Annotated in this window: 9 protein-coding genes; 3 read left to right on the top strand and 6 right to left on the bottom strand. The window is 62.7% G+C overall.

Annotation, left to right across the window (positions count from 1 at the left end; all coding sequences use genetic code 11):
• Together AC1D1P_RS05955 and AC1D1P_RS05950 are read right to left on the bottom strand one after the other, a co-directional pair.
• Nucleotides 1-724, bottom strand: a 724-nt coding sequence (locus AC1D1P_RS05955; RefSeq protein ID WP_477672378.1) for a PilT/PilU family type 4a pilus ATPase, incomplete at its 3' end; no start/stop codon positions are given.
• 188 nt (nucleotides 725-912) lie between these two features.
• Nucleotides 913-1,956: a type IV pilus twitching motility protein PilT gene (locus AC1D1P_RS05950; RefSeq protein WP_457281553.1), complete on the bottom strand. Its 1,044-nt coding sequence runs from the start codon at nucleotides 1,954-1,956 to the stop codon at nucleotides 913-915.
• Between the two features lie 48 nt (nucleotides 1,957-2,004).
• Here AC1D1P_RS05950 and AC1D1P_RS05945 point away from each other — a divergent pair, with 48 nt between their 5' ends.
• Nucleotides 2,005-2,724 (top strand): YggS family pyridoxal phosphate-dependent enzyme, encoded by a 720-nt coding sequence (locus AC1D1P_RS05945; protein WP_477668826.1) that lies wholly within the window; start codon nucleotides 2,005-2,007, stop codon nucleotides 2,722-2,724.
• A gap of 123 nt (nucleotides 2,725-2,847) precedes the next feature.
• On the opposite strand, the gene AC1D1P_RS05940 is transcribed toward AC1D1P_RS05945, so the two are convergent.
• From AC1D1P_RS05940 to AC1D1P_RS05930, 3 genes are all read right to left on the bottom strand, one after another.
• Complete coding sequence (locus tag AC1D1P_RS05940) at nucleotides 2,848-3,414, bottom strand: DUF3617 domain-containing protein (protein ID WP_477668825.1); 567 nt, start codon at nucleotides 3,412-3,414, stop codon at nucleotides 2,848-2,850.
• Between the two features lie 79 nt (nucleotides 3,415-3,493).
• Entirely contained in the window at nucleotides 3,494-4,636 is a 1,143-nt protein-coding gene (locus tag AC1D1P_RS05935; protein WP_477672377.1) for an ABC transporter substrate-binding protein, read from the bottom strand.
• 197 nt (nucleotides 4,637-4,833) lie between these two features.
• Entirely contained in the window at nucleotides 4,834-5,313 is a 480-nt protein-coding gene (locus tag AC1D1P_RS05930; RefSeq protein ID WP_457281549.1) for an Lrp/AsnC ligand binding domain-containing protein, read from the bottom strand.
• A 109-nt stretch (nucleotides 5,314-5,422) separates the two neighbouring features.
• Here AC1D1P_RS05930 and AC1D1P_RS05925 point away from each other — a divergent pair, with 109 nt between their 5' ends.
• Entirely contained in the window at nucleotides 5,423-8,422 is a 3,000-nt protein-coding gene (locus tag AC1D1P_RS05925) for an L-glutamate gamma-semialdehyde dehydrogenase (RefSeq protein WP_477672376.1), read from the top strand.
• Nucleotides 8,423-8,615: 193 nt separating this feature from the next.
• Here the strand turns inward: AC1D1P_RS05925 and AC1D1P_RS05920 are convergent, their stop codons facing one another.
• Nucleotides 8,616-9,518 carry a LysR family transcriptional regulator gene (locus AC1D1P_RS05920; protein ID WP_477672379.1) on the bottom strand — a complete coding sequence of 301 codons (903 nt, stop codon included), beginning with the start codon at nucleotides 9,516-9,518 and terminating at the stop codon, nucleotides 8,616-8,618.
• Nucleotides 9,519-9,694: 176 nt separating this feature from the next.
• On the opposite strand from AC1D1P_RS05920, the gene AC1D1P_RS05915 reads away from it, so the two are divergent.
• Nucleotides 9,695-10,738, top strand: a 1,044-nt coding sequence (locus AC1D1P_RS05915; RefSeq protein ID WP_477672375.1) for an MFS transporter, incomplete at its 3' end; no start/stop codon positions are given.

Genomic DNA, 10,738 nt, shown 5'->3' with positions numbered 1-10,738 from the left:
GGTTGGCGCTGTTGGCGTGCAAGGTGGCCAGGCACAGGTGGCCGGTTTCCGCGAATGCGATGGCATGTTCCATGGTTTCGCGATCGCGGATCTCGCCCATCAGGATCACGTCGGGCGCCTGGCGCAACGTGTTTTTGAGGGCCGCTTCCCAGCTGTCGGTGTCCAGGCCCACTTCACGTTGCGTGATCACGCAGTTCTTGTGCGCATGGACAAATTCCACCGGGTCTTCAATCGTGATGATGTGGCCGAACGACTGCTCGTTGCGCCAGTCGACCATGGCCGCCAGCGTGGTGGATTTACCCGAACCGGTAGAGCCCACCAAAATGGTCAGGCCGCGCTTGCTCATCACCACTTCCTTGAGCACCTGGGGCACGCCCAGCCCGTCGATGGTGGGCAGCACGGCGGGAATCGTCCGCATCACCATGCCGACCTTGCCCTGCTGGATGAACGCATTGACACGGAAGCGGCCCACGCCGGGCGGCGAGATGGCGAAATTGCATTCCTTGGTGCGTTCGAATTYGGCGGCCTGCTTGTCGTTCATGATGGAACGGGCAAGGGCGAGCGTGTGGCCGGCGTTCAGCGGCTGCGGCGACACTTTGGTCACCTTGCCGTCGACTTTCATGGCCGGTGGGAAGTCGCCTGTGATGAACAGGTCACTGCCATTACGGCTGACCATGAGTTTCAGCAGATCATTGATGAATTTACTGGCCTGGTCGCGTTCCATTTGCGACTCCTTTCAAACAAACTCTGTCGTTGCCGGAAACTCGGCAGGATCGGTGACGGTGGTTCTCTCTTCAATCAAGCAGGGGCCGCGGAACCGGCTTTGCCGGGCCGCAGGCGCAGCGGCCTCATACGTAAGGAAAGGGGCAGCGCGCCGTAGGCTCGAAGTGACAAGCGTGGGGGCCATAGCTTCTAGCCGGGGAAGTTTTCCGGGATTTTTGCCTTGCCGCGGGCTTCGGCAGCAGAAATCACATTGCGCTTCACCAGCTCGGTCAGGTTCTGGTCCAGCGTCTGCATGCCCACACTGTTGCCGGTCTGGATGGATGAATACATCTGGGCGACCTTGGCCTCGCGGATCAAATTGCGGATGGCGCTGGTGCCCAGCATGATCTCGTGTGCGGCCACGCGGCCCGCACCATCCTTGGTTTTGCACAGTGTTTGCGAAATCACGGCCTGCAACGACTCGGACAGCATGGAACGGATCATTTCCTTTTCCTCGGCCGGAAACACGTCGATGATCCGGTCGATGGTTTTCGCGGCGCTGGAAGTATGCAGCGTGCCGAAGACAAGGTGGCCCGTTTCAGCGGCCGACATGGCCAGCCGGATGGTTTCCAGGTCACGCATTTCACCCACCAGGATGGCGTCCGGATCTTCCCGCAGGGCCGATTTCAGCGCGGCGTTAAAGCTCAGGGTGTGTGGGCCGACCTCGCGCTGGTTGATCAGGCATTTTTTGGATTCGTGCACGAATTCGATCGGGTCTTCCACCGTCAGGATGTGGCCGTACTCGTTTTCGTTCAGGTAGTTGACCATGGCGGCCAGTGTGGTCGATTTGCCCGAGCCGGTGGGGCCGGTGACCAGCACCATGCCGCGCGGTTTCATGGCCAGGTCGCCAAAAATCTTGGGGGCGTTGAGCTGTTCCAGTGTCAGGATTTTGGATGGAATGGTCCGCAGCACCGCACCGGCGCCGCGATTCTGGTTGAAGGCATTGACGCGAAAGCGGGCGAGGCCGTCGATTTCGAACGAGAAGTCGACCTCCAGGAATTCTTCATATGTTTTGCGCTGGGTGTCGTTCATGATGTCATACACCATGGAATGCACCTGCTTGTGGTCCAGCGGATCGATGTTGATGCGCCGCACGTCGCCGTGAACCCGGATCATGGGCGGCAAGCCTGCCGACAAATGCAAGTCAGACGCCTTGTTCTTGACACTAAAAGCCAGCAACTGCGTGATATCCATCCCGGGACCCTTTGAAAATGGTTTTCAAACTAAGTTTACAGTTCGATTATGACCACGATTGTGCGCAATCTCCAGCTTGTCCGTGACCGGATAACCACGGCCTGCGTAGCCGCCGGGCGCAATCCGGCGAGCGTGCGGCTGCTGGCGGTCTCCAAAACCTTTGGTGCGGACGCCGTGATCGACGCCGCGTCGGATGGGCAGCGTGCCTTCGGCGAAAACTACATCACTGAGGGCGTAGAGAAAATTGCCGCCCTCCGCGCCTGGCAAGGCGCCGAGGCACAGGGCCCTGGGATTACGCTGGAGTGGCATTGCATTGGCCCGGTTCAGAGCAACAAGACCCGTCTCGTGGCTGAGCATTTTGACTGGGTGCAGTCGGTAGATCGCCCCAAAATCGCCCAGCGGCTGAGCGAGCAGCGACCGCCCGATTTGCCGCCGCTCCAGATCTGCCTGCAGGTCAACGTGGATGGTGGCGCCAACAAGTCGGGCGTGGCGCCTGAGGATGTCCTGGCGCTGGCGCAGGCGGTTGTGCAGCTGCCGAACCTCACCTTGCGCGGCTTGATGGCGATACCGGAGCCTGCTATCGATTTTGTAGCTGCTTGCGCTGTCCACGCGCGGACAAAAGCCATTTTTGACGAAATCAACGCGTCAGGTGCGTTGCTTGCACCCATGGATACCTTGTCAATGGGCATGACCGCTGACCTGGAGGCGGCGATCCATTCGGGCAGCACCATGGTGCGCGTAGGCACCGCGATTTTTGGGGGGAGATAGCCCCCACGGTCGCTCACTCCGTGTAGCTTCCTGCCCCCCGAGGGGGCCGCTGCGCCTGCGGCCCGGCAAAGCCGGTTCCGCGGCCCCTGCTGGTGAAGACATGCCCTGCTTCGGGGGGCGTTTCTATTTCTTGGGAGGAGCGATGGGTTTGATATTGCCGCAATCAGCCGACAGCCATTTGCCTGCAGCATCCATGGTCATCTTCTCGGGCTTGCCTTTGACGGTGGTCGTGGTGTTCATCTTCATCGTGTAGGCGGTGTCGCCGTTGAAGGTCATTACGCCTTCGCCGCTGGACGGTGGCTGCGTGCAGGTGTAGGCAAACTTCATGGTGTTGCCGCTGCGCGGCGACTGGGTGCTCTTGCAGTCGCCCTGTTGTTGCTGCGGCAGCTCGTTGCGCTCGGCCATTTCCTTGGTAACGCACACCTTCATGGTCATGCCACCGCCGGCGCCGGGCCCCATGGACATGCCCTGTTTGCCCATCATGTCCTGCATCTGCTTGCGCTGCTCGGGCGACATGCTGGCCAGCTGCTTTTCCATGTTGGCCATGGCTTTTTCCATCTCGCCGGAGCTTGACTGCATTTTGCTCGTCATTTCCCACAGGCCCGGTTTGGTGGTCTGTGCAGAAACCCCGGCGGACAGGGCCAGCGTGAAAGCGGCAAGGGCGGCTGGAAAGGGGGTAGAAAGCTTCATGGGTGTTCCTGGTGAATGGCAAACAGGGGATGAGCCCGCATTATTGCCAGCATGGGCCGTTTTGCAAGTTTCGATGCCGTCAGCGCATGAATTTTCCGCCGCGCCCGATGATGGTGAGATCGGTGAAGCGGGAGCCCTCGTGACTTTGGGGGCTGTAGTTCACCGTGAAGCCGCCCATGTTGTAGTCGCGCATGGACTCCAGCGCCGTCACCAGGCTCTCACGGGTCAGGTTCTTCCCCGCAGCCCGGCGCAGGCCTTCGGTAAAGACCTTGGCCACCAGAAAGCCTTCCATGCTGGAGAAGTCAAAGTCCTTGTGGCCGCCCTCAGCCATGCGTTGCTGGTATTCACGCACGATGGCCGATGAGGGTGTGTAAGGGAAGGGCATCACCTGCGAAATCGTCACGCCCGCCCCGGTGTCGCCCAACTCTTCAGCGAGCGCCTTCGAGCCGACAAAGCTCACATTGAAAAACTGGCCACCGTAGGCCTTGGCCCGTGCCTGCCTGATCAGCGCGGCGCAGGATTTGTAGGCACTGATCTGGATCACAGCCTCAGGCGTGACCTTGAGTATTTCTGCCAGCGGTGCGGCAACATCCACGCTGTTGCGCTCGACCGTGACGCTGGCAGCCGGCTTGAGGTTGCGCCGGGTCAGCGCCCGCATCACGCCTTCCAGCCCGGCCTTGCCGTAAGAATCGTTCTGGTAGAAGACGGCGATTTTGGTGATGCCGACGGTGCTCAGGTGCTGCACGATGCGCTCGGTCTCGTCAAAGTAACTGGCGCGCACGTGGAACAGGTTTCGGTTGAAAGGCTCGCGCAGGCCCTGCGCGCCTGTGAACGGGCCAATCAGCGGTATGCCTGCCGCGTTGATGGCCGGCACCGCGGCCAGGGTGGTGGGTGTGCCGACCGAACCGATCAGCGCGAACACCATGTCTTCTTCGATCAGGGCCTTGACCGCGGCAGCAGCCTTTTCAGGTTCATAACCGTCGTCCCGCGAAACCAGCTTGAGGGTGCGGCCGTTGATGCCGCCGGCGGCGTTGACGGCATTGAAGTGCGCCAATATGCCCAGTTGCATGCGCTTGCCCAGCTCGGCGGCGGGGCCGGTCTGGGCGGCGAATTGCCCGACGCGTATTTCGGTATCCGTCACGCCGATTTCCGCCGACTGCGCCGCCGCGGCGACAAGCACTCCCACCAACACGGCCAAACGCCACCATGGCTTGTTTTTCATCAGGGGCCTCCGTTTTTTTCGTGGTGATGGTTTTTTCACCATCTGCATATGCAACTTCTTGCATATGTGCACTGCAAGGTAGTCCAATGCGCACGGCTTGGCAACGCGGTTAGTCCGGGTGCGACTGGATTTGAGCGGGAATCCGTGAGAAAAGTGCCGCTAACGCGGCCTTTTCAGGCGGGCAGCAGATGCCCGGCCTAGACCCCCAGCGCCAGCCGGGTGGTATTTTTCACCTCTTCCATTACGGCGTAAGTGCGGGTTTCGCGCACACCCGGCAGCTGCCAGAGCACGGTGCCGGCAAAAGAGCGGTAGGCCACCATGTCGGCCATGCGGGTTTTGAGCAGATAGTCAAAGCCGCCGGCCACCATGTGGCATTCGGAGATTTCCGGGTGGACCTGTACGGCCGCCTTGAAGGCTTCAAACACGTTGGGCGTGGTGCGGTCCAGCAGCACTTCGACAAACACCATCATTCCGGCGCCCAGCTTGAGGGGATTGAGCAGGGCTTCATAACCCAGGATGTAGCCGTCCCGGCTCAAACGCTGCACGCGGGCCAGCACGGCCGTGGGCGACAGAGCCACGCTCTCGGCGAGCTTGAGGTTGGAAATCCGGCCGTCCTGCTGCAGGACATTCAGGATTTTCAGGTCAATGCGGTCAATTTCGGGTGAGGCTTCAAACATGGATAGTGAATTATTCGGTGAATTGCACAAATTTAGCGGGAAATTCTGCTGAATTCAACAGAACATCATCGTATTGACTGAATAACCGCCATTTACCGTGAAAACCTCCATGAATCACTTGAAGCCTGCATCTCCGCGCCTGCCCTTCCCGTACCGCCCCGAAGCCGACATCGTGGCCGCGCACCTGCAGCGCCTCGCCGGGGCTCTCGACTGGGCGGCGGCGGCGCACTCCGCCCAGCCCTGGGTGCAGGCCGTGCGTGACAACCCGCCGCCGTTCTGGGCGATGGAAAGCCTGCTCAAGGAATACCCGATCTCCAGCGCGGAGGGCTTGGCCCTGATGCGGCTGGCCGAAGCCTTGTTGCGTGTGCCGGACGCCGAAACCGCGATTGCCCTGACGGCTGACCAGCTCGGCCGCGCCGATTTCGACAGCGCTGGCGACGGTGTAATGGCTCGCCTGTCGGCCTCGGCCATCGCCATGTCCAAGAAATTCCTGCCGGAAGGCGGCCAGGCCCACATCATGAGCAAGCTGGGCGCGCGCACGGTGGTGGCGGCGACCTTGCGTGCCGTGCAGCTGCTCGGCCGGCAGTTTGTGCTCGGGCAAACCATTGCCGATGCGATGGCCGAGGCCGATGACAGCCGCAAAAAAATCCCCAACCTGCGTTTCAGCTACGACATGCTGGGCGAGGGTGCGCGTACCGATGCCGACGCGCTGCGCTATCTCGCCAGTTACACAAACGCTATCAAATCAATAGCTGCTGGCGCTCGTCCAATGGGTGCTACCGAGCAAAACGACGGTATATCCATCAAGCTCAGCGCGCTGCACCCGCGCTACGAAGACGCCCAGCGCGAACGCGTGATGGCCGAGCTGGTACCGCGCGTCTGGGGGCTGTGCGAGCTGTCGGCCCGGGCCAATATCAACCTCACCATCGACGCCGAAGAGGTCGACAGGCTCGAGCTCTCGCTGGATGTGTTTGAAGCCCTGGCTGCGCTGGTGGCAAAGCACCACCCGCAGTGGCAGGGCTTTGGCTTGGCCATGCAGGCCTACCAGACCCGCGCGCTGGAGTTGATTGAGCACATCGCCACCGTCGCCCGCAAATACAGGCTGCGCCTGATGTGCCGCCTGGTCAAGGGTGCGTACTGGGATTCGGAAATCAAGCGCGCACAAGAGATGGGCTTGCCGCACTACCCGGTGTTCACGCACAAGCACCACACCGATGTGTCGTACCTGGCCTGTGCGCAGGCTTTGCTGGCCGCGCCCGACGCCATTTACCCGCAGTTTGCCGGCCACAACGCCGCCACCATTGCCGCGATTTTGCAGATGGCGTCGCGCAACGCAGTTCCCTTCGAGCTGCAGCGCCTGCACGGCATGGGCGAGGGCGTTTTCCGCGAGGTGCTGAAGAACCCGCTGATCAGCTGCCGCGTGTACGCGCCCGTGGGCGCCCACCGCGACCTGCTTGCTTACCTGGTACGCCGCCTGCTTGAGAACGGCGCCAACTCGTCCTTTGTGCACCAGCTGGCCGACGAGTCGGTCGGCATGGGCGAGCTGCTGACCTCACCGATGCGCCTGGAGCCCGAATCGTCTTTGCCACTGCCGCCGGCCCTGTATGGTCCCGGCCGGCCCAACAGCCTGGGGCTGGACCTCACGGTCGAAAGCATGCGCGCACCGCTGCTGGCCGCGCTGGCTGCTATCCCGGTGCCTGTTGTGCCTGAGTTTGATGCCAAATCGGCCGCCAAGGCAATAGTGACGGGCGCAGGCAGCTATCAAAAGTGGAGCAAAGTACCTGTTGCCGAGCGTGCCGCGATCCTGCGCCGGGCCGCCGCCGCGATGGAGCAGCAGATGCCGAAGTTCTGCGCATTGCTGGTGAAAGAGGCTTTCAAGACCTGGGGCGATGCCGTATCTGAAGTGCGCGAGGCGGTCGACTTCCTGCGCTACTACGCCAATGAGGCCGAGCGCATCATGCAGCCGGTCGCGCTGCCCGGCCCCACAGGCGAGACCAACGAGCTGCGCCTGTCGGCGCGCGGCGTCTGGGTCTGCATCAGCCCCTGGAATTTCCCGCTGGCCATCTTCACCGGCCAGGTCGCGGCGGCGCTGGCCACCGGCAACGCTGTAATGGCCAAGCCCGCCGAGCAAACCCCCGGCGTGGCTTGGGAGTCTGTGAAGTTGCTGCACCAGGCCGGCGTGCCCGAAGGCGCGCTGCAACTGGCGCATGGCGCCGGTGAAACCGTGGGCGCCGCGCTGGTGGCAGCGCCGCAAGTCGCCGGCGTGGTGTTTACCGGCTCCACCCAGGTCGCCAAGATCATCAACCGCGCGCTGGCCGCCAAAGACGGCCCCATCGTCCCGCTGATCGCCGAGACCGGCGGCATCAACGCCATGCTGGTGGACAGCACGGCCTTGCCCGAGCAGGTGGCCGACGCGGTGGTGCAGAGCGCGTTCCGCTCCGCCGGCCAGCGCTGCTCGGCGCTGCGCCTGCTGTGTGTGCACGAGGGCATCGCTGAGCACGTGATCGAGATGATCAAGGGTGCCGCGCGGGAGCTGGTCGTGGGCGAGACGGCCGACCTGGCGACGGATGTCGGCCCGGTGATCGACCGCGAAGCCTTTGACAACATCCAGAAGCATCTTCAGCGCCTGAATTCAACGTCAAAAGTGCTTGTAAGCCATGCAGGACGAGCGCAAGCAGCTCCTGATTCGATAGCAAATGCCATCCCCCCCGCAGCCTTTGAAGTACGCAGCCTGGCCGAAGTGAAAGACGAAATCTTTGGCCCCGTGCTGCAGATCGTGCGCTGGGGCAGCGGCGAGCTGGCCACGCCGGAGGCCGTGATCGCGCAGATCAACGCACTGGGCTACGGCCTCACGCTCGGTATCCAGACCCGCATCGACTCGCGCGCGCAGGCACTCGCGGCCAGCGCCCACGTAGGCAATATTTATGTGAACCGCAACATGATCGGTGCGGTGGTGGGGGTGCAACCTTTCGGCGGAGAAGGCCTGTCCGGCACGGGCCCCAAGGCGGGTGGGCCGCATTACCTGTATCGCTTTTGTGCTGAGCAGACTGTCACTGTGAATACGACGGCTGCGGGGGGGAATGCGGCGTTGCTTGCTGGAGGGGCTTGACGGGGCGGTCGGCTCCCGTTCCGACGGGGTGCTCTTTGCTGAGAGCTGCTGGCCGGGGTAGCCCGGCAGCTACTCACTTTTCTTTTGCTTCGCCAAAAGCAAAGTAAGCAAAAGAAAGTGAGTTGCATGCCGGGCAACCCCCGGCCAGCAAGACTCAGCAAAGAGCTCGGCCACAACATCACCAACCGCTCGATCAGGCGAGGGGCCGCCTCACACAAACCTCCCGAACACACCCCCGTAGCCATCGATGCGCCGGATCCGCATCCAGCCGCGGATGCCAGAGCAATGACACCGTGATCTCCGGCGTGGAGACCGGCAGCGCAAAACTGTGCATTCCGGCGCGCAGGTTCCCGGTATGCCGTTCGGGAACCGTGGCGATCAGGTCGGAAGACCGGGCCAGTGCCAGTGCCGCCGCAAAGCCGCCGACGATGGTGGCGATCTCCCTTTCRAGCCCGAATGGGTGCAAGGCTTCATCCACCGGCCCCTTGCCCTGGCCCCGCCGCGAGACGTCGATATGCCTGCCGGCGGCGTAGCGGGCGGGCGTGATCTCTCCCTCGCCCAGCGGGTGTCCCATTCGCACGACGCCGACGAACCGGTCCCGGAACAAGGCCTGCACCCGCAGCTCCGGTGCCGCCGTCTTTCCCACCACGCCGGTTTCAAGGTCGACGGTCCCGTCGCGAAGCGGCGTGCTGTCCTTGTCAAGCTTCTGTACGAAGCACAGCCGTACGCCGGGTGCTTCATTCGCAACGCGTGCAATAAGCTCTGGCCCGAAGTTCTCCACAAAACCTTCGCGCGTGCGCAGCGTGAACGTGCGGACCAGCTGTTTGAGCTTGAGCTTTTTGGCGGGGCGCAGCACCGCTTCTGCGTCTTGCACAAGCTGACTGACGCGCTCACGGAGTTCGACGGCCCGCGGTGTGGGAACAAGGCCGCGTCCAGCCCTGACCAGCAGCGGGTCGCCGGTCGTTTCGCGCAATCGGGCCAGCGCCCGGCTCATCGCTGACGGGCTCAGCCGCAGGCGCCGGGCTGCGCCCGCCACGCTGCCTTCCGCGAGCAGCACATCCAGGGTGACAAGAAGGTTGAAATCGGGCGCAGCCATGCATCGACCATAGCGCAATTTGGCCATGAGATGGCGTTAAACGCACTCATAAAGTGCAAATGGTGCGTCTTCCGCCATGCCAGGTAAAGAACTACGCTCCCAGAGAGCTCCATTTCGGGGAACCACGACCCCCTCTACCTGTTTACCCGCTTGCCCACTTTGCCCACTGGACTATCTTGACCACTCCCATTGCACCCACTGTTCCATCAACAAACGCCAACGCGGAACCGGCGCCGCCGGTCCGATGGGTGCTGGCCAGCCTTTCACTGTCCATGCTGCTGTCCTCGCTCGGCACCAGCATCGCCAACGTGGGTTTGCCGGCGCTGGCCCAGGCGTTCAACGCCTCTTTTCAGGAAGTGCAGTGGGTGGTCCTGGCTTACCTGCTGTCCATCACCGCCCTGATCGTCAGTGCCGGACGGCTGGGGGACCTGATGGGGCGCCGGCGGTTGCTGCTGGCTGGCATCTTCCTGTTCTCGGTGGCCTCGGTCCTGTGCGGCATCGCGCCGACGCTCTGGCTGCTGGTTGCCGCCCGGGCTGTGCAAGGCCTGGGGGCGGCCGTGATGATGGCGCTCACCATGGCGTTTGTCGGCGAGGCGGTTCCGAAGGCCAGAACCGGCAGTGCCATGGGGCTGCTCGGCACCATGTCTGCGGTCGGCACCGCGCTGGGGCCATCGCTGGGCGGTGTCCTGATTGCTGTATCGGGCTGGCAGGCCCTGTTCTTCGTCAACGTACCGCTGGGAATCCTGACTTTTTTCCTGGTGCATCGCTACTTGCCCGTTGATCGCAAGGAGCGGAAGGCAGATCGTCCCCGCTTTGATCGCCTGGGCACACTGCYGCTGGCCTTGACACTCGCGGCCTACGCCTTGGCCATGACAACGGGGCGCGGCCATTTCGGTCCGATCAACATGGCGCTGCTGCTGACGGCCGTTATCGGCGCCAGCTTTTTCGTGCTCGTCGAATCGAGAGCGAAATCCCCTCTGGTCCGGCTCGCGACGTTCCGCGCTCCAGGCTTGAGCGCAAGCCTCGCCATGAACACGCTCGTTGCGACCGTGATGATGGCGACGCTTGTGGTCGGGCCGTTTTATCTGTCCCGTGGTCTCGGGCTCAACGCCGCGCTGGTCGGTATCGTCATGTCGGTCGGCCCCGTCATTTCAGCATTGAGCGGCGTCCCGGCCGGCCGCATGGTGGACCGCCTGGGTGCGCCGTTCATGGCCGTCGCC

The sequence above is a fragment of the Polaromonas sp. P1_E1_2 genome (assembly GCF_056406035.1).
Note: the sequence above shows the minus strand (reverse complement) of the source record. Positions and strands in the feature narration are given on the sequence as shown.